This window comes from Rhizobium sp. PRIMUS64 (assembly GCF_023006465.1).
GTDB classification, from domain to species: Bacteria; Pseudomonadota; Alphaproteobacteria; order Rhizobiales; family Rhizobiaceae; genus Rhizobium; species Rhizobium leguminosarum.
On the sequence record NZ_JALBGX010000002.1, the window covers coordinates 103,093 to 128,824 of the forward strand.

At 56.9% G+C, this 25,732-nt stretch carries 25 protein-coding genes and 1 pseudogene; 16 read left to right on the forward strand and 10 right to left on the reverse strand.

The window, feature by feature from the left end:
* Positions 1 to 10: 10 nt before the first annotated feature.
* The 11 genes from MOV76_RS01975 to MOV76_RS02025 all read left to right on the forward strand — a co-directional run bounded on the left by MOV76_RS01975 (position 11) and on the right by MOV76_RS02025 (position 10,887).
* Positions 11 to 889 carry a carbohydrate ABC transporter permease gene (locus tag MOV76_RS01975; protein ID WP_247263677.1) on the forward strand — a complete coding sequence of 293 codons (879 nt, stop codon included), beginning with the start codon at positions 11 to 13 and terminating at the stop codon, positions 887 to 889.
* Between the two features lie 219 nt (positions 890 to 1,108).
* Positions 1,109 to 1,744, forward strand: a complete 636-nt coding sequence (locus MOV76_RS01980; RefSeq protein WP_162710345.1) for a carbohydrate ABC transporter permease — start codon at positions 1,109 to 1,111, stop codon at positions 1,742 to 1,744.
* Between the two features lie 50 nt (positions 1,745 to 1,794).
* Complete coding sequence (locus MOV76_RS01985; RefSeq protein ID WP_065275932.1) at positions 1,795 to 3,093, forward strand: sugar ABC transporter substrate-binding protein; 1,299 nt, start codon at positions 1,795 to 1,797, stop codon at positions 3,091 to 3,093.
* 304 nt (positions 3,094 to 3,397) lie between these two features.
* Complete coding sequence (locus MOV76_RS01990; RefSeq protein WP_222333550.1) at positions 3,398 to 4,405, forward strand: aldo/keto reductase; 1,008 nt, start codon at positions 3,398 to 3,400, stop codon at positions 4,403 to 4,405.
* Positions 4,406 to 4,543: 138 nt separating this feature from the next.
* Complete coding sequence (locus MOV76_RS01995) at positions 4,544 to 5,362, forward strand: sugar phosphate isomerase/epimerase (protein WP_210068856.1); 819 nt, start codon at positions 4,544 to 4,546, stop codon at positions 5,360 to 5,362.
* Positions 5,353 to 6,180, forward strand: coding sequence for a shikimate dehydrogenase (locus MOV76_RS02000; RefSeq protein ID WP_210068858.1), 828 nt, complete (start codon positions 5,353 to 5,355; stop codon positions 6,178 to 6,180). Before MOV76_RS01995 ends, MOV76_RS02000 begins: the two co-directional genes overlap by 10 nt.
* A gap of 27 nt (positions 6,181 to 6,207) precedes the next feature.
* A complete protein-coding gene (locus MOV76_RS02005; protein WP_247263678.1) occupies positions 6,208 to 7,140 on the forward strand; it encodes a dihydrodipicolinate synthase family protein in 933 nt (310 codons plus the stop codon).
* Between the two features lie 156 nt (positions 7,141 to 7,296).
* Positions 7,297 to 8,064 carry a 2-keto-4-pentenoate hydratase gene (locus MOV76_RS02010; protein WP_247263679.1) on the forward strand — a complete coding sequence of 256 codons (768 nt, stop codon included), beginning with the start codon at positions 7,297 to 7,299 and terminating at the stop codon, positions 8,062 to 8,064.
* Between the two features lie 36 nt (positions 8,065 to 8,100).
* Entirely contained in the window at positions 8,101 to 8,922 is an 822-nt protein-coding gene (locus tag MOV76_RS02015) for a sugar phosphate isomerase/epimerase (protein ID WP_245369014.1), read from the forward strand.
* A gap of 100 nt (positions 8,923 to 9,022) precedes the next feature.
* A complete protein-coding gene (locus tag MOV76_RS02020) occupies positions 9,023 to 9,832 on the forward strand; it encodes a sugar phosphate isomerase/epimerase family protein (RefSeq protein WP_065275924.1) in 810 nt (269 codons plus the stop codon).
* A 263-nt stretch (positions 9,833 to 10,095) separates the two neighbouring features.
* Positions 10,096 to 10,887: an SDR family NAD(P)-dependent oxidoreductase gene (locus MOV76_RS02025; protein WP_112907624.1), complete on the forward strand. Its 792-nt coding sequence runs from the start codon at positions 10,096 to 10,098 to the stop codon at positions 10,885 to 10,887.
* A 108-nt stretch (positions 10,888 to 10,995) separates the two neighbouring features.
* On the opposite strand, the pseudogene MOV76_RS02030 reads toward MOV76_RS02025, so the two are convergent.
* Positions 10,996 to 11,334, reverse strand: a pseudogene (locus MOV76_RS02030) (hypothetical protein); the annotation flags it as partial.
* 296 nt (positions 11,335 to 11,630) lie between these two features.
* Here MOV76_RS02030 and MOV76_RS02035 point away from each other — a divergent pair.
* Together MOV76_RS02035 and MOV76_RS02040 are read left to right on the forward strand one after the other, a co-directional pair.
* Entirely contained in the window at positions 11,631 to 12,041 is a 411-nt protein-coding gene (locus tag MOV76_RS02035) for a helix-turn-helix domain-containing protein (protein ID WP_018245306.1), read from the forward strand.
* Between the two features lie 165 nt (positions 12,042 to 12,206).
* Complete coding sequence (locus MOV76_RS02040) at positions 12,207 to 13,634, forward strand: aldehyde dehydrogenase family protein (protein ID WP_065275921.1); 1,428 nt, start codon at positions 12,207 to 12,209, stop codon at positions 13,632 to 13,634.
* 339 nt (positions 13,635 to 13,973) lie between these two features.
* Here the strand turns inward: MOV76_RS02040 and MOV76_RS02045 are convergent, their stop codons facing one another.
* The 6 genes from MOV76_RS02045 to MOV76_RS02070 all read right to left on the reverse strand — a co-directional run bounded on the left by MOV76_RS02045 (position 13,974) and on the right by MOV76_RS02070 (position 20,046).
* Positions 13,974 to 14,261, reverse strand: coding sequence for a MurR/RpiR family transcriptional regulator (locus MOV76_RS02045; RefSeq protein ID WP_080764045.1), 288 nt, complete (start codon positions 14,259 to 14,261; stop codon positions 13,974 to 13,976).
* A gap of 108 nt (positions 14,262 to 14,369) precedes the next feature.
* Positions 14,370 to 15,329: a sugar phosphate isomerase/epimerase gene (locus MOV76_RS02050; protein ID WP_018444515.1), complete on the reverse strand. Its 960-nt coding sequence runs from the start codon at positions 15,327 to 15,329 to the stop codon at positions 14,370 to 14,372.
* Positions 15,326 to 16,330, reverse strand: coding sequence for a Gfo/Idh/MocA family oxidoreductase (locus MOV76_RS02055; protein ID WP_018245310.1), 1,005 nt, complete (start codon positions 16,328 to 16,330; stop codon positions 15,326 to 15,328). Before MOV76_RS02055 ends, MOV76_RS02050 begins: the two co-directional genes overlap by 4 nt.
* A gap of 107 nt (positions 16,331 to 16,437) precedes the next feature.
* Entirely contained in the window at positions 16,438 to 17,361 is a 924-nt protein-coding gene (locus MOV76_RS02060) for a sugar ABC transporter substrate-binding protein (protein ID WP_247263680.1), read from the reverse strand.
* 100 nt (positions 17,362 to 17,461) lie between these two features.
* A complete protein-coding gene (locus tag MOV76_RS02065) occupies positions 17,462 to 18,472 on the reverse strand; it encodes an ABC transporter permease (RefSeq protein WP_182565304.1) in 1,011 nt (336 codons plus the stop codon).
* Positions 18,472 to 20,046, reverse strand: a complete 1,575-nt coding sequence (locus tag MOV76_RS02070) for a sugar ABC transporter ATP-binding protein (protein WP_247263681.1) — start codon at positions 20,044 to 20,046, stop codon at positions 18,472 to 18,474. The genes MOV76_RS02065 and MOV76_RS02070 overlap by 1 nt, the downstream gene beginning before the upstream one ends.
* 160 nt (positions 20,047 to 20,206) lie before the next feature.
* Here MOV76_RS02070 and MOV76_RS02075 point away from each other — a divergent pair, with 160 nt between their 5' ends.
* Positions 20,207 to 21,241 (forward strand): LacI family DNA-binding transcriptional regulator, encoded by a 1,035-nt coding sequence (locus MOV76_RS02075; protein WP_018245315.1) that lies wholly within the window; start codon positions 20,207 to 20,209, stop codon positions 21,239 to 21,241.
* Between the two features lie 56 nt (positions 21,242 to 21,297).
* Here MOV76_RS02075 and MOV76_RS02080 read toward each other — a convergent pair whose 3' ends face one another.
* Positions 21,298 to 22,083, reverse strand: coding sequence for a helix-turn-helix transcriptional regulator (locus MOV76_RS02080; RefSeq protein WP_018245316.1), 786 nt, complete (start codon positions 22,081 to 22,083; stop codon positions 21,298 to 21,300).
* 121 nt (positions 22,084 to 22,204) lie between these two features.
* On the opposite strand from MOV76_RS02080, the gene MOV76_RS02085 reads away from it, so the two are divergent.
* On the forward strand, positions 22,205 to 23,785 hold the full coding sequence (locus MOV76_RS02085; RefSeq protein ID WP_247263682.1) for an ABC transporter substrate-binding protein: 1,581 nt from the start codon (positions 22,205 to 22,207) through the stop codon (positions 23,783 to 23,785).
* Positions 23,786 to 23,856: 71 nt separating this feature from the next.
* Here MOV76_RS02085 and MOV76_RS02090 read toward each other — a convergent pair whose 3' ends face one another.
* Both MOV76_RS02090 and MOV76_RS02095 read right to left on the reverse strand, forming a co-directional pair.
* Positions 23,857 to 24,231, reverse strand: a complete 375-nt coding sequence (locus MOV76_RS02090) for a DUF5615 family PIN-like protein (RefSeq protein ID WP_018245318.1) — start codon at positions 24,229 to 24,231, stop codon at positions 23,857 to 23,859.
* Entirely contained in the window at positions 24,228 to 24,860 is a 633-nt protein-coding gene (locus MOV76_RS02095; protein ID WP_018444521.1) for a DUF433 domain-containing protein, read from the reverse strand. Before MOV76_RS02095 ends, MOV76_RS02090 begins: the two co-directional genes overlap by 4 nt.
* A 381-nt stretch (positions 24,861 to 25,241) precedes the next feature.
* Here MOV76_RS02095 and MOV76_RS02100 point away from each other — a divergent pair, with 381 nt between their 5' ends.
* Complete coding sequence (locus tag MOV76_RS02100; protein ID WP_113544103.1) at positions 25,242 to 25,550, forward strand: putative quinol monooxygenase; 309 nt, start codon at positions 25,242 to 25,244, stop codon at positions 25,548 to 25,550.
* Positions 25,551 to 25,732: the final 182 nt, after the last annotated feature.

The window sequence follows — 25,732 nt, forward strand, 5'->3', positions numbered from 1 at the left end:
GAGCGACGTTGTGGACGCCACTGACGACGCAAACCGCTTTAGTTGGGCTCCCTTTCTGTGGTTTACACCCGCTATCTTGATCCTGTTTCTTGTTACGCTCTATCCGACGATCTTCGTGATCTGGTTGAGCTTCCAGAAAACGAAATACTACGAACTCGTTGGCTTTGCTGGTCTCGCCAATTACGCCGAAGTTCTAAGCTCATCCGAGTTCTGGGACACGACCGTAATTTCCCTGACCTACGTTGGGGGATCTCTGGCCGGTGCCATAATCCTTGGAATGGCCTCAGCGCTGGTTTTGAACCGGGCGGGCGTTACAGGTTCTGCGCTGCGCGTTTTCATCCTTTTTCCCTGGACGCTATCCATGTCGGTCGTCGGCAGCATCTGGCTCTGGCTCCTCAACCCATCATTTGGGCCCATACCCTACGTGATCCAGAAGCTGGGTATCGATCCCGGTTTGATGTTGGGGGATCCAGGAATGGCCTTGCCCCTCATCATCATCGTCACAGCTTGGTGGTCGTTCCCATATGTCATGGTGATGGCGACGGCAGCCATGCAGTCCATTCCAAAAGAACTTTACGAAGCCGTAGAGATCGATGGAGGTGGCGCGTTTGTGAAGTTCCGTTACGTCACGCTCACTGAAATTCTTCCCACCTTGGGCAGCACGGCGCTGACGCTTTCCATCATGTACCTGACCTTGATGACACTGATCATTGTCATGACAGGCGGAGGACCGCTGGGGTCGACGACCACGCTCAGTTTCGAAGCCTTCCGTGGGACCGTTCAGGCGGTCAACATTGGGCCGACTGCTGTCGTCTCGATCGTCGTCCTCATTATCAATGTCGCCCTTGGTGCTCTTTACACCCGGCTAACCGGCCGCGTGACCGGATAGGATTTTAACATGAGTAGCGCTCTTTCGAACCGCACAGGCGGACAAATACCCGCCGTCCTGGGATCCTTCATTATCGGAATTATCGTTCTCGGGCCGATTCTTTGGGCCTTTGCAACGTCTTTCAAGACAGAAGTTGAAGCGGTTGTTGTTCCCCCGACCATATGGCCAAATTCACCAACTCTCGAGAACTACACCAAGGTCTTGCAGGACGCGGCTTTCTTGACCGATCTCTGGAACTCCGTCGCTTACTCCGTCGGTGCCGTGATCATCGCTCTCCTCGTCGGAATTCCCGGGGGCTACGCCGCCGCACGCTTTTCCTTCAAAGGCAAGCGTGCCCTGATGCTGACGGTTCTTGCGACCTCGATGGTGCCAGGAGTCGCGTTGCTGGTTCCCACCTATTACCTGCTGGAAACGGTCGGTTTGCTCAACAGCGGTGTCGTTGTGACGATTATCCTTTCCGCAAGGATCATCCCGCAGACCGTCTGGTTCATCGCAAATTTCGTCGAGGCTGTTCCAATCGAGATCGAGGACTCAGCCATGATCGACGGCGCTTCCCGCTTCCAGATCATCTGGAGCCTGATCTTGCCGCTGATACGTCCCGGCATAGCCGCTGTTGCGACGATCGGCATTGTAACGACTTGGAATGACTACATTACCGTCGCCGTTTTTGCGCCCGAGGTCGCAAAACGGACCCTGCAGGTCGCCCTCGTTAATCAGGTTTTCGACGCTGTCGGGATTTCCTGGTCCTACATGATGGCCTTTGTCATGGTCGCATCATCGCCCGTTATCTTCATGTTCGGCTTCGTTCAGAAGTGGTTCATCTCCGGCCTTACGGCAGGCGCTGTCAAAGGCTGATGACGTACACAAAACATCCACACACCTTGTTCAACCTGGGAGGAAGACGCATGCAAACCACATCAAAACGGAAACTCATCAAATCGGTCGCGGCACTGGGAATTAGTTCCGCCATCTTCGCTTTCCTTGCTCCGCAAGCCTTTGCGGAGAGCACGAAGATCATCTACCAGACTTTCTTGGATCCGAACAATTCGAAGGATCCCCGGTCTGCTGCTCAGACCAAGATGATCGACGCTTTTCAGGCGAAGAACCCTGACATCAAGGTCGAGCTCCTTGTCGATCCGACGGGGGCAACAGCAGCTCGTGCTATCAAGTCCGGCAGCCAGACACCGGACGTGATCCGCGTCGTCGGTTTTGCTGTTCCCGAATTCGCCGCCACTGGAAATCTTCTTGAACTCGATGATTTGGTAAAGAAGGACGGCATTCCGGATGACGATTGGCTCCTGCCTCTGTCGCGTACGAAGGTCGCAGGAAAACTTTATGCCCTCCCCCAGGATTTTCGCATTCCGATCCTCTTCTACCGCAAGAGCATGTTGGAGAAGGCCGGGGTGAAGCCGCCGACGACTTGGGATGAAGTGTGTGCACTAGGTCCCAAATTCGGCGAATCCGACACGATCCCGTTCGCCGTTCCGCTGGGAGCCACAGGCGGGCTTGGTGGCGCCCAGAGCCTCGGCGAATTCTTCCTGAGTACAATGCTGCCTGGAAACGGCGGTGAATACTTCACCCCTGATGGTAAAATTGCTTTCTCAAAAGAGTCGTTCATCAAAGCGGCGCAAACGATCAAAGACTTCTATACGACATGCAAGGTGACGCCGCTGCGCAGCGCGCAGATGGGGTTCAACGAATTGCACGACGCGATCCGGTCAGGTAGTGCGGCGTCGGCCGTTTTCGGCCTGTATCGTTATAAGACAGTAAAGCAGCAAGGTGGCGGTGATGATTTGGCCTGGGCTCCGGCGCCAGGATATACAGCAAATGACAAACAGACGGTCTACAGCTACAACATTGCGATCAACAAGAAGACCGTCAATCAGGATGCCGCTTGGACCTTCGTGAAGTTCATGGTGTCACCGGAGGCACAAGCTTTCGCAGCCGAGGGCGGCGAAGTTGTATCGCGTAAATCAGCGTACACTGCGCCATATTTCCAGAGCGACGCTGGTCAGGACCAGAAGAAGTGGGCTGACCTGGTAGCCCAGCGTGGCCAAACTGTAACCTACACCCCCATCCTCTCCACATATCACACCATCCTGGGCGAAGCTTTCCAACGAATGATCCTGAAAGACGGATCGCCGGCAGATGCCTACGATGAGCTGATCGAACGGTATGGCGCGGCACTCGCGAAGGCGCAGTAATTGACTTAACTGCAGATGAAAATGCTGGATGGGGGTGAATACTCCCCTCCATCCAGCCGCTACCAAGACATTACCATCAACGCGCGTCGCCGATCGTCGACGCGAAGATTAGTGGTTTCGACGGCCCGTGTTCAGGCTTTTCGCCGGCTGAAATAAGCCGACGGCATCGGTGTGCCCGACGATCGCAGATCGCGTCAACACCATCCGAACCGAGCCGTTTTCCAACTCGCAGAGAGGCGTGGTTATGAGGTATCGTTACCTTGGGAGGACGGGAGTTCAGGTCAGCGAATACATGCTGGGGACCATGAGCTACGGATCAGATGGGAATACTGACGAAAAAGAGTGCATAGACATCGTGCACCATGCTTTGGACCGCGGCATCAACTTCATCGACACTGCGGACACTTATTCCCATGGAGAGGCCGAAGAGATCGTCGGCAAAGCGATTGCAGGCCGTCGGGACAAGGTGGTACTCGCAACCAAGTTTCGTCTGGCGGCAGGTGAAGGGCGCAACGAACAGGGCGGATCACGCTACTGGATTATGAAGCAGGTCGAAAACAGCCTGCGCCGGCTGAATACTGATCATATTGATCTTTACCAAATGCATCGGCCCGACCTTCAAACTGATCTCGACGAGACACTGGGCGCTCTTAGCGACCTGGTAACCCAAGGCAAAGTTCGTTACATCGGCTCCTCGACACTGCCGAGCTGGTACCTTGCTGAGACACAATCGGTTAGCCGATTGAATAAGACAGCGCGGTTCATCAATGAGAGCTCGCCCTACTCGATCTTTCAACGCGCCGTAGAGAGAGAAACCCTTCCCGCAGTTCAACACTATTGTATGGGATTTACCGCCTGGAGTCCCCTGAACGGCGGCTGGTTAACCGGCAAATACAAAGCCGATGGCTCCACGCCGTCTGGTTCCCGGGCCGAGCGCGTCAAAGGGCAATGGGGACAGCACTATCCCATCCTGCAGTCTCGCTTCGACATGCAGCGCGAGGGCAACAAGCGCAAGCTGGAACTACTCCCCGAACTTGAACGCGTCGCAACTGAGGCTGGCTTGTCGCTGATGCACATGGCTCAGGCGTTTCCCCTAGCGCATGCCGCGGTGACGTCTGTGATCCTCGGGCCTCGTACGCTTGAGCAGTTCAAGGCCATGGAAGCCGGGTTCGAGGCCACCCTTCAGGCAGCGACCCTTGACCGGATTGACGAACTTGTGCCGCCGGGATCGCTCATCGAAGAGGCTGATCGCGGCTATGTGTCTCCATGGCTCGCGCCAGAGGTTCGTCGCCACCTAGGTAAGGTCGCCTAAACAACAGACGGCCGTGACGGGGCTTCGTCGTCACATGACATTTCGTCCGTATCCCGCGCGAACGGTACGATCGTGATGTTCCGGCAGAACCAGTAGCGGCCCGAGAAATATTGAAATTCGAACAATAAGAAGGAGCCGATGACAGACATTGTCTTCAACCACGCCACGGTGCGCGAGAGAGCAGATATGCTGACCTTTCTTCGACTCTGCTCGGAGCGAGGACTTCACACCGTTTCCATTTGGGGGGACGAGATTGCCAAGGTCGGCGAGAAAGACGCTCTCTCTGTTTTGCAAGATTTCGGGATGGCGGTCTCAGGCTATAATCGCGTTGGACCGTTGGCAGCCGATTGCCTTGACCGGGCTGAGGCGGAGCTTGAGCGCGCAGCCAGATTCGAGGCTGATCATGTTTTCCTGTTTACGGGAGGCTTGCGGGACAATGAAAAGGATTTGGGTTCAGCAAGACGACGGATCGAGGATCTAGTTGGCAAAGTCCTCGAGCGCGCACGCAAGATTGGAGTGAAGCTGGCCATTGAGCCACTTCATCCAATGCTTACCGGCGATCGCACCGTGATCTCCAGCCTTTCCCATGCAAATTCTCTCTGCGATGCATTGGGACCGGGCATCGGCGTGGTCGTGGATGTCTATCATTGTTGGTGGGACGAGCGACTTAGTGCCGAAATCGAGCGTGCTGGTGAGGCCGGCCGGCTCTTTGGTTTTCATGTCAACGACTGGCTGATCCCTACGCGGCATCTCCTCACCGATCGAGGCATGATGGGAGATGGGATCATAGATCTGCGCGGCATCCACTCGATGATGCGAGATGCCGGCTACCATGGCGCGGTGGAGGTAGAGATCTTCTCCGCCGACTGGTGGGCTCGCGACCCTGCGGAGGTCATGGACATTGCGCTCGATCGCTGCCGTAGCCTGTTCAACAAGGCAATAAAACCATGCGAGTGAATATTCCCAACCTTGATGGCAACTCGCGTGTCTACGCTGTGTTTGGCGATCCAATCCACCAGGTCCAGACGCCGCGCCTGATCAACCCGATCTTTGCCGCGGCCGGAGTTAACATCTACGCGGTGCCGTTTCTGATAACCGACGAACATTTTGCTGCGGCGTGGGATATTTTTGCTGCGATTCCCAACCTTTGCGGTATCAGCACGACCATCCCTCACAAGGTGGCCGCCGCCAAGAGGTGTTCAACCCTCACGCCGACGGCAAAGGCAGTCGGCGCCGTCAACTGCGTTCAGCGTGGCGAGGACGGCCAGATGAATGGTGCGCTGTTTGATGGTGTAGGCTTTGTTGAAGGACTTGGAGAGGCAAAGCCGCGACTAAGTGGCGCCCGTGTGCTGATTGTCGGCGCAGGCGGCGCAGGCCGCGCGATCGCCTTCGCGCTAGCTGAAGAAGGCGTAAGGAAGATAGATCTTATGGATCTTTCAGCTGAATCCGTCGCCTTCACCGCGAATATAGTCAATTCCTTTCGTGGCGAGGAATGCGCCGTTTCAGTCGATGGATCGACAAGGTGGGACTACGATATCGTCATCAATGCGTCTCCGATCGGCGTCAAGGGTGACAGCGTCTTTCCTATGCCAGCGGCCGCGATACGGCCTGAAATGCTCATTGCTGACATCGCCAGCTTAAGCGGCGAGACGGCACTATTGCGCGCCGCTAAGGCAGCCGGCGCAACCGTCTCTGATGGAAATGACATGCTGCTTGCGCAGATCCGCCTGATGGCAGGTTTTGCCGCAGGCTTGCCGGCAGGAACTGCACTCTAACGATCAAAAATAGCGAAAGATTACATCATGAAGATCAAAGCCCAGGGGATCGTTCCCGTTATGCTTACCCCTTTCACCCCGGATAACCGGATCGATTGGGAAGGTCTCGAGCGACTTGTTGAATGGTATATCGCCAATGGTGCCGATACGCTCTTCGCCGTTTGTCAGTCGAGCGAAATGCAGAAGTTGTCGCTGGAGGAGCGAGTTGAGCTTTCCAAGAAGGTGGTCTCCTTGGCGGCCGGACGCGTGCGGGTGATCTCATCCGGACACATCAGCGAGAGCAGGGATGACCAGCGCGCAGAACTGGTGGCGATGGCTGAGACTGGCATCGATGCCCTTGTCCTGGTCAGCAACAGGCTCGACACCGGCAATGCCGGAACCGAAGCATTTCGTTCCGCCCTCGATGGAATCTTGAGTTGGCTCCCCAGCCACCTGGCCCTCGGTCTGTACGAATGCCCAGCTCCCTATCGCCGCCTCTTGAGCGATGACGAATTCAAGCTGTGCCGCGACACCGGCCGCTTCGTAACGCTGAAGGATGTCTCCTGTGACCTCGAAACAGTCAAGCGGCGCATCGCGCTTTCTGGCGATTCCGGCTTTGCGATCGTCAACGCCAATGCGGCCATCGCCGCTGCCGCTATGCGCGCAGGTTCGAAAGGCTTCTCTGGCGTCTTCACCAACATCCACCCCGACCTCTACGCCTGGCTTTACAAACACGCTTCCGAAGAGAGCGTTTTGCGCCGCGACCTTGAAAACTTCCTGGCGCTAGCAGCGATGGCCGAGCCGATGGGCTATCCCGGTCTTGCCAAGGTTTGGCACAAGCGCCTTGGCACGTTTGATAGCGTTCATTCCCGTGTCACAGATTATGACATTACCGAGCGGCACTGGGCAGTCGTGGATCTGCTAGACCATATTCGGCGGGGGACCGACAGGTTCAGAGAGCGGATCAAGCAAGTCTCCTAACCATTAGCCACCGTCGAGTTTGCTTCTTCAATGCGCGGGAACGCGCGCTACGCATTGAAGAACAATGGTTATCCGCGGAGCGCGCCGTCATCCATGCGGTCATCATCGGACGATTCTAACACTCATCTTTCAAGCGAAGCCGTCCAAGAGGCAGAAATGAGCCCTACTCTAGCCACACCTGATCAAATTGCGTTGGCTTATCAACTTCGCAGTCTCCGTCATGACGCAAGCCAGATTCCGACGGGTCAGCTCGTGTCAATGCCCTTAGCGCTTGAGAACGCAATAGAGGTGCAGAGGCAGTTGTCGAAACTCGAAGGAGTAGACGTCCCTGCTTGGAAAGTGGCCAAATCGCCCGACGGCGAACCTGTTATCGCTCCGCTTCATCCATACTTCGATAATCCTTCCGGTGCGGCCATTGCATGGCGAAGGGACATAAAACTGGAGATAGAAGTTGCGGTGGAGCTTTGCCAGGATCTTCCTGTTCGGGCCGACACATCCTATGAGCGGGCCGACATCGAGGCCGCAATCTCAAACGTCTACCTCGGTGCAGAGTTGGTGTGGAGCGGCATTTTCGAAGGTGGCAGCATTTCCTTCCAGGCCTTTGTGGCAGACCGCCTCGGAAATATTGGCTACGTAAGAGGGCCGGCTCTAACCCTATCGGTTCTTCAGCCCGGTGCCAGTTTTCCCCTCAAGATTTGGCTCAACAAGCAGGTCGTTTTCGACGCTGCCGCAGAGCATCCGACGAAGGATCCGCTTACTTGGATCTGCGGGTACGCGAACAATCGATCCAGGCCTGACGAAGTGCTCAGAGCAGGCTCGATTATCACGACGGGAAGCCTCTGTGGTGCACTCGAGGTTGCCAATCCGGGGGACGTATCCGTCCAACTGGGCGAGGACGATGTGCTGGATTTCGCGCTGTCCTAAGCCTCTTTACACATGACGAAAAAGGAGCCCGAAGTGATGCAGTTGAACGCTTCCTATACTGTGAACACTTACTCTTACACGACCGGTTACTCCGCTCTCGATTGCCTACGCCATCTTTCTGGTCTTGGCTTTTCTAGCTTCGAAATGATGCTTGTCCCGGGGCATTTTTGGCCGAGTACCGCGACAGTCGCGGAGCGCAAAGCGGTCGAAAGTCTTCTAAACGAACGAAACATTCGCATCGAAACCCTCAATCAGCCAAATCTCGACGTTAATCTTGCAGCCCTTACGCCCGAATGCCGCAAATACTCTTGCGGTGTTGTTGCCGCTGCGTTGGAACTTGCTGCTGACTGGGGTGCCGCTGGAGTAGTCGTCAACCCTGGAAAGACAAACCCTGTTTTCCCGGCGAGTCTTGAGAAGCTTACTGAATGTTTTCAATCGTCTCTCGACATCCTGGTGCCGCGCGCGGCCGATCTGCAGGTCCAGCTCATAGTTAAGAACCATCCGCTGTCGTGGCTTTATAAGGGAAACGACCTTCTGTCCTTTTTTAATCGTTATGGGTGGCCGAACATCGGGTTGGGATATGACATTGCGAATGCTGCCTTCGGGCGCGATCCGGCGGTCGATGTGATTCCCAAATTAAAAAAGCATCTGTCGGCCATCTACGTTGCAGACACGCCCCTGGATGATTTTCGTCACGATCCACTTGGAGGAGGCGCAGTGTCATTTGGACCTATCGCGCAGGTTCTGGAGAGCATCGATTATCGCGGACCTTCGATTTTCGAGATCGTTTCAGCTGACCCTGACAGAGCAATTCTGGAAAGCGCATCATTCTTGAACAAATTCTGGCGGCCCAGATGATCGAGATCGGTCCGTTGGCCTGCGATCTTTCTCTCTCAGATTGCAGATAAGACCACACCACGCAGCTAGATGTCGCGCTGAAGGCGACCAGGAGACGTCAATGATCATAAATACTTTTTCCTACCTTTGGAAATCCACTGCGATACAGGCGATGTCTGAACTTATCCGGCATGGCTTTACGGTATTTGAAGTTCCCGTGAGTTCCCCACACTGCTGGCCGGACGAAATGTCGGCAAGTTCGCGTTTGGATGCGAGAAAGCAACTGCAGGACCACGGAGCGAGCGTCAGGTCGCTGAATGCTGGCGGATATGATATTAATCTGGCCAGCCCAGGCGCAAATATGAGGCGCAAAAGCACTGACCACATTAAAGATGTCATCCAACTCGCGGTCGATTGGGGGGTTGCCGACGTTGTAATCTCTCCAGGAACGCGCCGTCCGATGATCTCTCCCACCATCCCGCAAACCCTTGGATGGCTATATGAGAGTCTTGACGTGCTTCTACCGGTTGCAAAGCAAGCCGGCGTGCGGCTCCTCATGGAGAATACCCCATATTGTTTCAGGCCGACAATCGGGGAACTCGTCGGTCTTGTCGAGGAAATCAAAAACGAAAATCTGAGCATCGTCTATGACGTCGCAAACGCGGCCTACATTGGCGAGGATCCAGTAGCGAGTCTTCGGTTGCATCACTCTCACATAGGTCTCGTGCATATCTCGGATACGGGTACGGACGTCTGGGGCCACGATCCTATCGGCACGGGGATCATAGATTTTGCGGGTCTCGGGCGCGCCGTCGATTCAATTTTTAGTATTGATAGCGTTGTCCTCGAGGTTATTCGCGAAGAAGAGCCGCTGTTGGAAGTTAACAATGCGATGCAGGAGCTCAAAAAGAGGGGCTGGAGGGTTGATTGATAAACTCCGCATCGCAATTACGCTCGGTGGAAGATCCCCGTCGGTAAATGAGTGAACTTCGCCCACGATATCCATCTAAAGTGGTGGATACCTTGGGGAGCGCGAATTTTTGTGAGTGTCCATGACGCCCTAGATGCCACAACACGCCATCTTGTTGGGCGGGCAGAGTTCAACAATTATCGTATTTGAAACTCATTTAGAATCGCATTGTGATTTGGAAGTGAATTCCATATCATTCCACATCATCAATCGGAGAAATGTCCATGAGAGTGTTAGTTAGTGGAGGAAGCCGCGGAATTGGCGCAGCGGTTTGTATACGTATCGCAGAAGCTGCTGCATCAAGAGGCGAGCGTGCTCAGATCGCAGTGTGTGGCCTTGGCTCTTCCGAAGGGCAAGAGGACGTTGCGCGTTCGGTGCGCGCGTTGGGAGGCGATGCTATTGCGTTGTCTGGCGACCTGGGCAACATCGATGTGGCCCCGAACCTCGTAGAGGCGGCGGTGTCGGAGTTTGGTGGCCTGGACGCTCTTGTTGCCAATGCTGGCATGGCAAGTCCCGGAAACATCTGTGATTTGTCGGTTTCAGACTGGGACAAGATGTTCGCGGTCAACCTTCGCGGGGCTTGGCTTCTGGCCAAACACTGCCACCCGCACTTAAAGCAGAGTCGAGGCGCTGCATGCTTCACATCGTCGATGTCGGGACAAGTACCTCATGCGGGATCAGGTGCATATAGTCCAAGCAAAGCGGCGCTAACTATGCTTGCGAAGACCCTTGCCTTGGAATGGGCGCCGGATGGCATTCGTTCGAACATCGTCTCTCCGGGAATGACGCACACTCCAATGTCCGCAAAAATGTATGCCGATCCAGCGATTAAGCGGGCGAGAGAGGATCTGATCCCACTTTCCAGGATCGGCGATCCAAAAGACATTGCTAATGCGATTGAGTTCCTGATAAGCCCACTTGCGAGTTACATCACCGGTCAAGACCTCTGCGTCGACGGCGGCTTCTCAAAATCAATCTTAAGCCATATCCCTGGGCGCCCAAGCTCAAATTCGTAATCAGCGAAGGCGCGACCGCACGCTTGAATAAATTCCAGCATTTGGCCCCGGAAGACGAAAGCTTTTGAAGGTTCTGGCGATCGCGGAAGCGCTGTGATCGTCAGAATTTTACGCCCGTTCCCTGCAATGCGCGAACTCGTTGCCCTCTCCGCCGTTCGCTTGAACTGTTCGTCACGATTAGCCAGAGCGGCCAAATCGCTTGACACCAGTCGAACAGCTGCTGGGCAACAAGATGGACGACCTCCCCTTCCCGTTGGATCCGGCCATTGATCGCCATCATCGACGATCCGAGAACGATCCGCCGGCGTTTTTCGAAGAGTGTCGGCCCGCCCCGTCTCGTCCTCGATGGTGGTGAACATGATGCCGTTGGCCGATCCCGGCTTTTGCCGCACGAGCACAAGTCCGACGGTATAGACCCAATGACCTTGCGTTCATTGCCTCTGCACAATCACCGCCCCTTCAGACAGTATTATTCCGGCGCGACCTTCTGCCCGGCGCCGATGGGCAGTCAGCACTCGCTGACCCCGGCACGCCTTCGGGCGCAAAAAGGTGGGTCATCGGCGCCATAACAATCCGATTTTTGAGTTCAAGCGATCGGTTGGCGATGGGGCGGAAAAGACTGCTTGTATCGGGACTGGCCCTCAGTAGAACTCCGTTGCGTTTAACGGGCCTACCGGTATACCATGTAAACCTAGCGTCAATCAGGCACTTCAAGTCGCCTAGGTATATCGAAGGAAACCGTCATGCTCGAACTTGAACCGCTCTGCTTTTCTTCTGAATGCCCGAGCCGGGCCTTGTTCGATCAGATTGCTGATAAGTGGTCAATGATGGTGCTTGCCGTACTCGACGACGAACCGCAGCGCTTCAACGCCATTCGCCGTCGGCTGCAAGGTGTCACGCAAAAAGCCCTCACTCAGTGCCTCCGCCGGCTCGAACGCAACGGCCTGATAGCGAGAGAGGTGATTTCACTCTCGCCGGTCGCCGTTCAGTATCAGGTGACGCCGCTGGGCCGCACGTTACGGGAGCCACTCCAGGAACTTCACAAATGGACACTGGTAAAACTGCCGGAGGTCACAGCAGCAAGAGAGGCTTTCGACAGCATAGATGGCGGGCAGAAGGGCGCGGACAGATCGCTAATCCAGTTACGTCTGTGACGCGACGAGAGCGACTGCAGGAGGTCCGATACTGGCTCGCGGCGGTTCAGGAAAGAGAACTCGGACTAGGTATACTGTGCCCTACCAGGGCTACTTTAAGTGCCTGATTGACGCTAGGTGTACAAAGTATACTTGTGTTTCCGTCAACAATGATGGAGCATATTCATGCGCAACAATCTTCAATTCTATATCAACGGAGCCTGGGTACAGCCCAAAAGCACGGCCGTAATCGATGTTATCAACCCCGCGGACGAAAGCGTCGTTGGTCAAGTCGCGCTAGGCGATGCAAGTGATGTGGACGACGCGGTTTCAGCCGCGCGAAAGGCATTTGAAACGTATTCGCTCACCTCGATTGAGGAGCGAATTTCGCTCTTCGACCGGATTATAGCTGCCTACGACAAGCGAGTGAGCGACCTAGCCCTCGCGGTAACGGATGAAATGGGCGCGCCGCGATGGCTTTCAGAGCAATTGCAGGTGACCGTCGGCGTTGCCCATTTCAAGATTGCGCGAGCAGCGCTTGAGACATACCGTTTTGATGAGCCTCTTGGCACAAGCGAAGTCGTGCGCGAGCCGATCGGCGTTTGTGCTTTGATCACGCCGTGGAATTGGCCGCTGATGCTGATGGCCGCAAAGGTGGCACCTGCGCTTGCTGCGGGTTGCACCGTGGTGTTGAAGCCGTCTGAAATCGCGCCGTTCTCAGGTACGATCCTTGCTGAGATCCTCCACGACGCCGGAGTACCCAAGGGCGTGTTCAACCTTGTTCATGGAAATGGCCGCGTTGTCGGCAATGCTTTGACGAGCCATCCCGAGGTGGACCTTGTCTCCTTCACCGGCTCAACTGCGGCTGGGATCGAGGTGGCTCGCACCGGTGCGCTCACAGTCAAAAGGGTACATCAGGAACTGGGGGGGAAGTCACCCAACATCGTTCTCCGTAGCGCGGACCTCGCTTCTGCTGTCGAAGGGGGCGTAGCGCAGATGATGCTGAACAGCGGACAGAACTGCAGCGCACCATCTCGGATGCTGGTCCATGTCGATCAGGTTGCCGAAGCAATCAGCTATGCCAAGGCGGCCGCCGAAACGTGGTCGGTCGGCCATCCTTCTTCTAATGCAAAGATGGGACCGGTGGCCTCGGAAGCGCAATGGAACAAAATCCAGAGTCTGATCCAGTCGGGTCTCGATGAAGGCGCCACGCTTGTGACTGGAGGGCTCGGCCGTCCCGACGGACTTGATGCTGGCTTCTACGTCCGGCCTACGATCTTTGCCGATGTGCGCAACGACATGACGATCGCGCGCGAAGAAATCTTCGGGCCAGTCCTGGTCATCATCGCCTATTCCGACGAGGAGGAAGCGGTGAGGATCGCCAACGACACGACCTACGGCCTTGCTGCCTATGTCCAGGGTGAGCGGGTTGCGGCCGAAGCTGTCGCGCGTCGCCTGCGTGCCGGCCAAGTCTACCTGAACAATGTTAATCTTGATCTGGCTGCGCCCTTCGGCGGCTACAAGCAGTCCGGCAACGGACGTGAATGGGGTCCGATGGCGATCGCTGAATTCCTTGAGACCAAGGCCATCATCGGTTTCCGTGAGGCAGCTTGACAGCCTAATCTGATTATGAATGCCCGGAACTCAATTGATCCGGGCATTCTGCTGTTTCTTCCCACCGCCGGCGGACGACCGTGATCTGTCAGTACTTCTCGAAAGCGCGATGCGTTCTTGCAGCCCCATCTGTTCTCGATCTTTCACCCCGGCGCGGAAGAAAATAGAAGGGGCGCTGGCGGATGGAAACTTCATCTTATCGAACATTAGCTTCAGGCCTTTCTGGCCCGCGCGTCGCCATTTCGAGCTGCATTCCGTGCTTCGTCGATCTCCTTGTCGTAAAGTTCGCCAGGAAACTCCGCCGATCACCGCCGATGGGGCCGCAGAAATCGCGGATCTTCAGCGATGACCAGCGGCAGTGCTGCAGAGATCTTCTCTTATTATCACACGAAGCTCGCCGAACCTTTGGAATCCAATGTGCCGGACAAGCCGATGGACCGTTGTTGGAGAAACGCGGCACCTGCGCGCCACCGCGGCAGCACTTTCAAAGGCCGTTATTTCCGGCCTTTCCAGGATCTCCCTTGCGACCCGTTCGAGACCGACGGGAAATACCAGCTGCCGGCTGGCGATCAGGCGCTTCAGCTCCTGCAGTGTTGAGGGAGGAGGAGAGTTCCGATCCTGTAGCATTGCGCTCACTTTCAAAAGAGCTGACTTCACGCAACTCAGCCGAAGCCCGCACAGAGGCGGCGCCACACATAAGATATGCGAAGTGCAGTCGGGCGTGTTTCGCTCCGACTAGATCGCCTGCGGCTTGAAATCGCTGGCTGCGACCGGCATCACGCCCTGCAACAGAGCGACGGACTTCTCCAGCCCTTCAAGGCTGTTCAGAAGCACATCCTCATGCTCTATCGAGAGCCAGCCATCGTAACCGGCCATCTTCAGCCTGTAGCAGAACTGCCGCCACCATTCTTCGCCGTGGCCAAATCCCAGCGTTATATAGGACCAGCTACGCGCCGGGATATCCATTAGGCTGCCGTTCTCCAAAAGGCTGGTGACGGCCTGCTTCGGAGTGTTGAGGAGGGTATCTTTGGCATGAACGTGGTATACGGCTCCGCCGAGCGCTTCTGCGGCGACAAGAGGATCGGCACCCATCCAGAAGAGATGCGACGGGTCCAGGTTTGCTCCGACGACCGGGCCAACGGCTTCGCGAAGCTTCAGCAGCGAAGGGACGTTATAGACGCACTGATTGCCATGCAGTTCCAGCGCAATGCGTTCCACACCGTGCTCTCTCGCTAGTGCCACGATCCTGGTCCAGTACGGGAGGAGCTTCTCCTCCCACTGGTAGCGAAGGATAGCCTGCGTTTCCGGCGGCCATGAGGAGACCACCCAGTTCGGCATGGTGTCGGCGGCATTCCCGGCTGGAAGTCCCGACATCGCGCAGACGGTCTTGATACCCAGCTCGCCGGCAGCGCGGATCGTATCCTCAAGACCCTGCCCCTGGCCATGATCGGTCGGATGCAGGGGATTTCCGTTGGCGTTCAAGCCTACCACTTCCAGTTCCCGGTCGGCGAAAGCTCTGAGGAATGCCTTCTGCGCGTTCTTGTCCCGCAGGATCGTCGATAGATCGAAATGCGGCGCCGTCGACCAGCCACAGGTGTTGACCTCGACGCCGGAGACGCCCAGCCTTTGCGCGTGATCCAGCATTGCCTCGAAGGGCAGGCCGCCGAGGCTGTCTGATACGAATCCAAGCTTCATGCGTAAAACTCCGGTTTGGAAATCATTTCGACGGGAACCTTGCAGCCGTCGTTCAAGGCCGTAACGCCGGCTTCGGCGACCCTTGCGGCGCAGTATCCGTCCCAACTGCTCGACGCGATGTGCGGGAACACTCCGGTCTCGACGAACCGAATGAAAGCGCGGTTCTGGCGGCGATAGGCTTCGGCATAGCGGCCGCGCCAATCCGCTTCGTAGCTTGTGCTCTGGCCGAGCTCCCGGTCGACGCGGGTGTAGTTGACGGCGTTCATGGCGATGGTCGCCTTCTCGCCGACCAGTTCCGCGCGCACGTCGTATCCGTAGGCCGCGTTATTGTTGATCTCGATATTCACGAGTTGATCATCGGCGGTTTCGAGCACCATATAAACCGGTGCGACCAGCGCGTCGGAGCGCTTCGGCTGGAAGGCGGAGATCGATACGTATTCGGTGTCGAGCACATGTCGGACGACATCGAACTCGTGCGGGGCGGAATTGGTGATTGCCATCGCTCCGGTGAAGTCCGACGCGGGCGTCGCGACATTACGATGAAAGTTGTGCATCATCAGGGCGCGGCCGATCGCACCGTGCTCCAGAGCCTGCTTCATCTCCACATAGGATTGATCGAAGCGGCGCATGAAGCCGAGCATTATGAACTTCTTTCCCGCGGCTTCTTCCGCCTGCATGATCTCCAAGCATTCTTTCGAAGATTGCGACAGCGGCTTTTCGCAGAGAGCCCGTTTGCCGGCTCTTATGCAGGACAGCGACAAGGGCGCGTGCGTGAAATCGGGGCTTGCGATGATAACTGCGTCCACGTCCGGACGAGCGGACACCCGGTCGGGGTCTGAGTCGACGTCGTGAGCGCTGTAGGCGTCCGCCACCTTGCGGGCGCGATCCGCATCCATGTCGCAAACGACCTGGAGGCTCGCCCCCGGCAGATCTTCTGCGACGATTCTCGCATGATCGGCTCCCATCAACCCTGCCCCGATGACGGCGATCCTTATTGTCATTTCGATTTTTCCTGTCGTTAGAGAACTAGCGATTTGCGGCAAGCATTGCGTCTGTCGTGCGAAATGCGTGCCGGGACCCCATCCCGGCACGCACCCTTGGGAGGGCTTTATTTCTTTGCGTATTGGTCAACGTTGTCCTTGGTGATCGAAGCAAACGGCACCAGCTTTTCGGCCGGCGCATCCTCGCCTTTTTTCAGGCCTTCCACGACCTCGAAGGCGGCCTTCGCCTGGCCTGCGGCGTCCTGGAAGATGGTCTGCGACATGGTGCCGGCCTTGATCGCATTAAGAGCATCGGCCGTACCATCGACACCGGAGATCATCACGCCCTTGAGGCGCTCGGCACCCTGAAGTGCTTCGAGGGCACCCAGCGCCATCTGATCGTTGGCTGCGACGATTGCATCGAACTTCGGAAAGCTTTGGATCCAGTCTTCCGTGACCTTCATGCCTTCAGCGCGGTCGTAGTTTGCCGAAAGGCTGGCGAGGGTGGCCACGTCGGAACGGCCGAGCGCATCCTCGAATCCCTTCTTTCGCTCCTGCGTGTGCGAAAGCCCCGGCGTGCCTTCGAGGTAGAGGATCTTGGCGTCCTTGGGCAGGTGTTCTTTCATGTATTCGCCCTGAAGACGGCCGGCATCGATGTTCTTCGAGCCGACGAACGTGTATTTGCCGCCTGCCGATTGGATGCCGAGAGCGATGACGGGAATGCCGGCCTGGTTCGCCTTCTCGACGCCCGGTACGATGCCCTGATAGTCGACCGGCACGACGACAATTGCATTGACTTTCTGCGCTATGAAGTTGTCGATCTGATCGAGTTGCTTGCTGACGTCGTTGTTGGCGTCGGAGAAGCTCACTTCGACTGCCGGATCGGATTTCGACGCTTCGATGAAGGCGTTTTTGCGCGCCATGACGAAGACGTCCGTATCCGCCATATTGGCGTAACCGACGACGAATTTGTCCGCGGCGAATGCAGCGCCGGTGGAGATCCCGGCAAGGGATATGGCGCAGGCGAGAGCGAGTTTGGAAATGGCTTTCATTGGGTCCTCCCATAGAGTTTCAGATTCATTCCGGATGCGGGAAATCCCGCCGACAAAGAGGTGGTTCCTCAGCAGGCGCTAGCCCGCCGAAGAACATCGGTCATGCCTTCTTTTTGCTGCGGGCAGACTTCGTCCAGACATCGAGGATCACGGCGATCGCGATGATCAGACCCTTGATGATCTGCTGCCAGTACGAGCTGACATTCATGAGATTGAGCATGTTGTTGATGACGCCGATGATCAGCGATCCGATAATTGTGCCGGTAATGGTTCCGGTGCCGCCCATCAGGCTGGTGCCGCCAACGACCACCGCGGTGATCGCGTCGAACTCATAGCCGACGCCGCCGGCTGGCTGACCGGAATTGATGCGAGACATGAGGACGATGCCTGCGACGGCGCACAGAATGCCGTTGAAGATGAAAGCCTTCACGACGATGCTGTCTGGATTGATGCCGGAAGCGCGCGCGGCACGCTCATTGCCGCCTACCGCATAGACGTATCGGCCGAACTTGGTCTTGTTGAGAAGAATCCAGGAAATGACGACGACGATCGCGAGGATGAGCACGGAGATCGGTACTGGGCCAAGCGAGCCTTGCCCGATCACTTTGAAGTCGCCCAAGCCCGTCACGGGCGATCCACCCGTATAAAGGAGCACTGCGCCGCGTGCGACGGTCGTCATTGCCAATGTCATGATGAACGACGGGATGCGGAAGAAGGTGATGACGAAGCCATTGATGATGCCGGTCAGAATGCCGACTGCTACGCCCGCGACGACCGCGAGGATGACGCTGGCGGTGATGGCCATCACGCTCCCGGCGATGACACCACAGAGCGCGAGAACAGATCCCAGCGATACGTCGATGTGTCCCAGAATAATGATAAAGGTGACGCCGCATGCGAGAAGGCTAACCACCACAACCTGACGAAGGACGTTGGTCAGGTTGGCTTCCGTCAGGAACGTCGGGCTCAAAATCGACGCGAGGATGCAGATTCCGACGAAGATGAGAACCGTGCCGTACTTCCGGTAGATCTGGGAAAAGCTCATGTTCCGAGAGCCTGAAATCACCTGGCCTCCTCGTTTCACGGCCGCCTCTGCGCGTTCGATACTCATCAGTGTCCTCCCGTGGCGAGGCGCATGATGTTTTCCTGCGTGGCCTCGTTCCTTGTTAGTTCGCCGGTCACCCGGCCTTCGCTCATCACCACCACGCGGTCACTCATGCCTAGGATCTCGGGCAGTTCAGATGAGATCATGACGACCGCCAGCCCCTGACGAGCGAACTCGGTCATCAGTCTGTGAATTTCGGATTTCGACCCGACGTCGATGCCTCGTGTGGGTTCGTCGAGAATGAGCAGCTTCAGATCACCCAGCAGCCACTTGGCGAGAACGATTTTCTGTTGATTGCCGCCGCTGAGGTTCTCAACGATCATTGCCGTATCGGGCGTCTTGATCTGGAGCATCTTGATCATGCGCTGGGAAGCCGTCTCTTCCTGCCGCTCGCTGATGAAAAGGCCGGAAGCGAACTTCTTGAGGTTCGCAAGCGAAATGTTCTCGCCGACGGACCGGCAAAGCACCAGACCTTCCGCTTTGCGATCCTCTGAGACCATGGCGATGCCGTTGGCGATAGCATCCTTCGGGGACATGAGCTTTAGCGGTTTTCCGTTCAGACGGAGGACGCCCGCGTCCGCCGCGTCCAGGCCGAAGATCACCCGGGCGACCTCTGTCCGCCCTGCGCCGATCAGGCCGGAAAGGCCAATGATCTCGCCGGCGCGCACCTCGAAGCTGACATTTTCGAAGCTGCCGTCACGAGAGAGGTTCTCGACGGAAAGGACAATCTCGCCGATCGGCACTTCCTCTTTCGGAAAAATGCTGGAGATCGTGCGGCCGACCATCTGGGAAATCAGCTTTGCGGGCTCATATTCGCTGGCCGGGGCGGCAGCGATGAACTGGCCATCACGCATCACCGTGATGTCGTCGGCGATCTGGAAGATCTCGTCCATCTTATGTGTGATGTAGATGATCGCGACGCCTGCTGCCTTCAGGTCTGCGATCTGTCTGAAGAGCATCGCGACTTCCGTGTCGCTGATCGCCGACGTCGGTTCGTCCATAATCACCAGAGAGGCCTCGCGCGAAATCGCCTTGACGATCTCGATGAGTTGCATCGTCGCGATGGACAGGTCTCGCATCTTGGTTTGGGGGCTGTATTTCAGACCCAGCCGATCCAGGAGCGTCTGCGTATCTGAATTCATGCGATCGAAATCGACAAACCGGGACAAAATGCCTGTCCGGCCGTAAGTGGGCTCGCGGCCGAGAAAGATGTTTTCGGCGATGGTCATGTCGAGCACCGGGCTGAGTTCCTGATGGATCATCGAGATCCCTCGGTCCAGTGCGGCTGCGGCGCTTTGGTGGTCGAGCTTTTCGCCTCTGAAAAGGATTTCTCCGCCGTCGATCGCGTAGATACCGCTCAGAATCTTCATGAGTGTCGACTTGCCGGCGCCATTTTCCCCGACGAGGACATGGACGGTGCCGGGACGAACCTTCAGGCTCATGCCATCGAGCGCGAGAACACCAGGGAAGGCCTTGGTGATTGAACGCATTTCAAGAACGAAGCCGGCTCCGCTATCTATAGGCGTGCGATGGCCTTCGCCGCCTGAAAGCGGCGCCACCTTTTGCAAGGTCGCAGACATGAGAGTATTTCCTCCAAATGAGAGAGCTCTCCCAAGCCCTCCCGCCAAATTGGCTTTTGCTGAAAGATGAAATTGCGAAAATTCCGCCAGCTGTCAACGAAGCTGTGGATTTTTCTCCCAAAACCTCTCATAAATAGCGTCAGATTATGAGAGGCTTATTATGTCACGCCCAACGATCCCCGACTTGGCAAAAGCCGCGAATGTAAGCATTTCAACAGTCGACCGCGTGTTGAACGGTCGCGACCCCGTGCGCCCACAGACGGCGGAGCGGGTTCTTAACGCCGCCCGCCAGATTGGTTTCCATGGCGTGACGGCCATCGCCCGGCGACTCGAGCACGACAAGCCGGTGATCAAATTTGGCTTTCTTCTCAAGCAGTCTCACCGCAAGCTTTATCAAATGTGGGGCGACGTTCTCGTCGCGGCGACCGAAGCATTTCCCGACGCCCATGGAAGGGCCATCGTTAGATTCATGGACGATCTTGCGCCCGACAAGGCTGCCGAGGCGATCTACGCTCTCAGTCGCGAAGCCGACGTCATTGGAATGATCACCTCCGACCACCCGCAGGTGAACCACGCCGTCGATGGTCTTGCAGCAGAGAACATTCCGGTCGTGACCATGATTTCCGATATTTCCACTGCCTCCCGCGCAGCCTATGTCGGCAACGACTGCGTCAAAAAGGGCCGCACGGCCGCGTGGTTCATAGCCGGGCTGAATGGCAATGGCGGCAAGGTTTCCGTCTTCGTCGGAAATCACCGATATCTTGCGCAAGAACTAAACGAAATGGGGTTTCGATCATACTTCCGGGAGAGCGCGCCGGGCTTTCAGATGCTGGAGACGGTTGCAACCCTTGAAGAGCCCGAAATTGCTTATGAGGCCACGCGTCACCTTCTACAGACCGAACCAAATTGGGTCGGGCTTTACGTTGCCGGCGGCGGCATCACCGGTGTGATGCGAGCTCTGCGGGAGGATGGTGGACCGGCAGCCAAACGCCTTGTGGTCATAGCACACGAGCTCACGAATGAAACAAAAGCCGGTCTTGCTGAAGGATTGATCAAGGTCGTCCTATCTCACCCGGCAAAGCAGTTGGGGGAGACCTTGGTGCGCGCAATGGCGCAAGCTCTCGATACCGACCGATCACCGACCGTGTCGCAGCACATTGTACCCTTCGACTTCTACACAGCGACTAATATATAGGAAAACTGCCTGGTGATACGATGGCGGCCGTTGTGACATCGCCCCCCGGACTTTTCTCAATACTCTGCGGGCACCTCATATACTTCTGCAGCTGGATCCTCGAGGAATGAGCGCACCGTCGGTGGTAGCTGGCGCGACGATAGCGGGACAGGTCCACAGCGCGCAAGAAGTTCACGCAAGTCTGGCTCGGTGCCGACATGCCGCCAGATCATCCGCGAGGCATAGGGGAGGTTTTCCCTTCGCCACGAAATTCCCATCGTCGTCCCACGTAGATAGACGCGCTGATACTCGTCGAATGGCAGGAGGATAGTCTGCGACATCATGGCGTTCGGTCCGACGACACGCTGCGTGATGAAGATCCGGTTCCGATAGAAGGCCGCCAAGCCGAGATATTTCGAAAACTGTTGAATGCCGCTTCCGAGGTCTCGAAGCCGCTCCATCGATTTGGCCTGCACCAATCCACCCTGCTCGATGAGGCGGCTGCACGAACAGACAACCATCCCGGGCCAGGATGGCGAACGATAATAGGTCTGAAAATAACCGATATGACGCCTGAGCGCGGCTAGGTTTCCGGGAAACGCTTTGAGAAGCTCTGAACCTCCGTTGCTACCGAGGACGGGTTTGTGAAGTCGCTCGCGAAACTGCTTGGGAGCGAGGCCAAAGTCGGCTGCATCAAGATCGAAATAGTTGGCGATGCGAGCCAGATTATGGGCGGAAGGCCTCGTCTGGCCGTTGATGTATCGATTGAATTGTTGCCGGTTGATATCGATTGCACGGCACAGATGCGAAATTGAACGTTGCGTTGCGCAGGCGATTTTGAGGTTCTCGACCAGGTGAGGCATCCGTAACTCCGTCTTCTCGTGAACTAGCGTAAACTCGCTTAAGGCTGCGTCAAGTCGCGAAATTGCGTGAGCCGGCCCTACCTCTACGTTCCCACTCACAAATGAAAAAGAGGGAACCGTCATGACGCATCAAAAGGATCTATCTTCGCAGCCAAGAATCGGCCGCCGCCACTTCCTCGGCGGTGCCGTCGCGCTCGGCGCCTTGCCGGTCCTCGCCTCGGGCCTCCTGATGCCGCGTGACGCACGGGGGCAGGAAGCCAAGCGTGGCGGCCATCTGAAGCTTGGCCTCAAGGGCGGCGCCACCAGCGACGCGCTCGACCCGGCAACATACAGTGCCTCGGTACTGTTCGTCATTGGCCGCCTCTGGGGCGACACACTTATCGAATCCGACCCCAAGACTGGCGCACCCCTGCCCTCGCTGGCAACCTCCTGGACGCCGTCGACGGATGCTTCGATCTGGACCTTCAAGATCAGGAACGATGTACGGTTTCACGACGGCAGCAAGATGACCGTCGCCGACATTGTTGCGACGCTGAAGCGGCACGCGGACAAAAACTCGCAGTCGGGCGCTCTTGGGCTCATGGCGTCAATTGCAAGCATTGAAGAAAAGGCGGGCGACCTTGTCCTGACGCTTTCGGAAGGCAATGCGGATCTGCCTCTCCTTCTCACCGACTACCACCTGATTATCCAACCCAAGGGCGGCGTCGAAAATCCGGCAGCAGCAGTCGGCACCGGTCCTTACATTCTGAAAAGCTTCGAACCCGGGGTCCGCGCCACATTCGAGAAAAACCCAAAAGATTGGCGCTCCGACCGCGGCTTTGTCGACAGCGTCGAAATACTCGTCATCAACGACAACACCGCGCGCGTTGCGGCGCTTGCCTCCGGCCAGGTCCATTTCGTCAACAGCATCGACCCGAAGACAGTTCCCATGCTGCAGCGGGCACCGACTGTGAGTATCATCCGGAATGCAGGCAAGGGCTTCTACTGCTTCCTGATGCATTGCGACACGGCGCCCTTCGACAACAGCGACCTTCGTCTCGCGTTGAAATATGCCATCGATCGTCAGTCGATCCTGGACAAGGTTCTCGCCGGCTATGGAACGATCGGCAACGACTATCCGGTCAACTCCAACTACCCCCTGGCGCCGACCGATATCGAGCAACGGCCCTATGATCCCGACAAGGCCGCCTTCTACTTCAAGAAATCGGGTCTCGACCGTCCAATTCTGTTGCGCACCTCCGACGCAGCCTTCCCGGGCGCCGTGGATGCGGCGATCCTGTTCCAGCAAAGCGCGCGCAAGTCCGGGATCACGATCGACGTGAAGCGCGAACCGGAAGACGGCTACTGGACTAATGTCTGGAACAAGCAGCCCTTCTGCGCCTCCTTCTGGGGCGGTCGCCCGACACAGGATTCGCGCTATTCCACCTCCTATCTATCGACCGCCGAATGGAACGACACGCATTTCAAGCAGCCTGACTTCGACAAGTTGGTATTGCAGGCGCGGTCTGAGCTCGATGAAGCCAAGCGCAAGGTGCTTTATCGACAGCTGGCTTTGATGGTGCGAGACGATGGCGGTCTGATCCTGCCCGTCTTCAACGACAACATCATGGCCTCGTCGAAGACGCTGAAGGGCTATGTCGACGACATCGGCAACGATATGTCGAACGGCTACGTCGCGACGCGTGTCTGGCTGGACGCCTGATGCCCGAAGCCGGGCGAATAGGGCGCGCGCGGATTCTAACCAATCTGTCCCGCATTGGCGGAAATTGATCTTCACTCTGGCAGTGCATAGCGCGTCAGCAGAGCCTCGCCCTCTTCGATGGCGATCTCGATCACCTCGTTCACCAGATCCGGAGATCCGGCGAGCTCCCGCAGAACGAGCGTGAACAATTCCCGCTGCTGCATCGGCAGAACCTGCGGCACGATGATCACCAAGCCAGCATGCAGATCCTCTCGCGCATGGAGTTTCCTGAAGTCACGGGCATTGTTCGTCACGAAGGTAAAATCTTCCGCGACGATCCGAGGCATCAGATCCCAATCGGTCTCGCCGCTCAGGCCCAGCCAATTGACGTGGAAGCAATCGTGGCCGTGATGTTGAGCCACGGCCACGAGCGATGTGTGCAAGCATTCATCGACGAGAAACTTCACGTAGCCGTGCCCGAGGGCTTTTCGGTACCGGCCTTTCCGAGAGGCAAACGCTTCACCGACTTCACTTTCAGTCCCTGCTCCGACAACTTTCGTGGCCGCCCACGGGCAGGATGAGCCGCTACCCAGATTTCGGCGAGGTCCACCATGCGCGCAGTGAGAGCCGGATAGCCCTCGACGATCTCGTCCGTGGGAGCGCCTTGCAATTTCATCGCAGCGATTGTTCGGACAGGAACGCGCGTTCCTTTGAAGACCGGCTCACCGCCAACCACACCTTTCACGCTGTGGATGATCTTGTCCGCTTCCCTGAGTGCTTCGCCACGCGCGGCCAAGTGCTCCCTCGCTCTCGCGACGTCGACGATCAGATAGTCGTCTGCTCTGACCGTGTCGGCTTCAGGATTTTCGTCGATGGCGGCAAAGAGGCGCTTCCGGCGCTCAGCGGAAAGGATTGAGCCGACGCCGAACCAGAGTTTCAGGCGCAGCAGATCGTCGTCAGTGATCGCTCGGCTTCGGTGGCCGGTAGAGGGGCTTCCAATGATTCGTTTGTCGATCGCGTTGTGTACCGACTTAATGCCGATCTCACTCACGGCAGCCGCCTCAGTGGGTGTGTATTCGCGAAGTCCTGCAGCCATAATTAATATTCTCCTCCGAAAGAATATATATGATTTACGGGCAATTCGCAATGTGGCTGGCACAAATGAATTCTCGTCATTGCCGGCGGAGCGCAGGCAATGGGCATCGCGATCCCCATTGCCTCAGCCCTCCTTGCCGCATCGGCGCTGATCCTTGCTCTGGTCGTCCGTCGGGGATCTGGGAGCGTGCCGGCGATCGAAGCCCGAATAGGGAACGGCGACAGGTTCCATAGCGAGCCAAAAGTGTCTGCTGGCTCATGAACCGGAAGACCGATTGGCGCATTCGTCAGATCCCGCGTTACCTCTCTCGGCCCGCAGCGAACCTTCATCTGTGAAGTCTGACGGCCAAGTCATCCAAACCGCCACAGAAAGGAATTATCCATGACAGGAATAGCAGGCGTCGTTGTGTTCAAAGCCAAGCCGGGCCTGGGCGAGGAAGCAGCAAAAAGAATCGCGGCAGCACTTCCCGCGGTCGAGGCGGAAGCAGGCACGACGCTCTGGCTCGTCCTGCGCTCGAACGCCAGTATGGACACGATCTTCCTCGTCGACCTCTTCGACAGCGAAGGAAGTCTCAACGCCCATATGACGGGCAGCGCCGCAAGCCAGATTTTCGCGACCGTGCCCGAGTTGCTGGCCGCAGAACCCCAACTCCATCCGAGCACAGTGATTGCGTCGAAGCCAGCAGCATAGCGCGCTTGGAGGCTCGAATCCCGTTTTTCCGGCCCACATGCGAGCATCAAAAATCGGCCAGACAAATATTTCTCCGAAGCCGCGTTACCTCGGGGGAACTTGCATCGAACTTCCATACAGACAGGTCGAACCCGGCCGTCGTCGCCAGCAATTGAAAGTGCTGGCCTAACCTTCAGGAGAAC